Annotated in this window: 1 protein-coding gene and 1 pseudogene; both read left to right on the forward strand. The window is 66.2% G+C overall.

Annotated elements, in window-relative coordinates; translation table 11 throughout:
- Nucleotides 1–146 (forward strand): annotated as a pseudogene (locus tag EOA36_RS36225) (glutathione S-transferase family protein); the annotation flags it as partial.
- A partial coding sequence (gene queG / locus EOA36_RS36230; protein WP_127281302.1) for a tRNA epoxyqueuosine(34) reductase QueG occupies nt 127–926 on the forward strand: 800 nt, incomplete at its 3' end. The pseudogene EOA36_RS36225 and the gene queG, both read left to right, overlap by 20 nt.

A 926-nucleotide genomic window follows, 5' to 3' on the forward strand; every position in this document is an offset into this window, starting at 1 on the left:
ATCTCGGCGAGATCGACTGGCGCGAACATCCCGCTGCGCGCGAATGGTACACGCGGGTGAAGTCGCGGCCTTCGTTCCGGCCGCTCTTGACCGACCGCGTGCGCGGCCTGTCGCCGGTGTCGCACTATGCGGACCTCGACTTCTGACGCGGCAAAACTGCGTGCGCTGATCGACGCGGAGGCACGGCGCGCCGGCTTCGATGCCGTCGCCGTCACCACTCCCGATGCGATCCCGCTGGCGCCGGCGAGACTCGCCGAATTCGTCGCCGATGGCTTTCACGGCTCCATGGACTGGATCGCTGAGACGATTGCGCGCCGCAGCGAGCCCTCCACGCTTTGGCCCGACGTGCGCTCGATCGTCGTGCTGGCGATGAACTACGGGCCTGACCGTGACCCGCGCGACCTGTTGTCGAAGCACGACCGTGGCGCGATCTCGGTCTATGCGCAAAACCGCGACTATCACGAGGTGATGAAGGGCCGGCTGAAAGAAATCGCCGGCAAGATCGTCGCACGCGCCGGCGGCGACGTGAAGGTGTTCGTCGACACCGCACCCGTCATGGAAAAGCCGCTGGCCGAGGCAGCAGGGCTGGGCTGGCAGGGAAAACACACCAATCTGGTCAGCCGCGAGCACGGCTCCTGGCTGTTCCTCGGCACCATCTTCACCACGGCCGAACTGGCACCCGACGAGGCCGAGATCGACCATTGCGGCTCTTGCCGCGCCTGCCTCGACGCTTGCCCGACCGACGCGTTCCCGGCGCCTTATAGGCTCGATGCGCGGCGCTGCATCTCCTACCTCACCATCGAGAATAAGGGGCCGATCCCGCATGAATTCCGCGAGGCGATCGGCAACCGCATCTATGGCTGCGACGACTGCCTCGCCGCTTGCCCGTGGAACAAGTTCGCCAGTGCGGCTTCGGAGGCCAAGCT

Source organism: Mesorhizobium sp. M8A.F.Ca.ET.021.01.1.1 (assembly GCF_003998025.1).
In the GTDB taxonomy this organism is placed as follows: domain Bacteria; phylum Pseudomonadota; class Alphaproteobacteria; order Rhizobiales; family Rhizobiaceae; genus Mesorhizobium.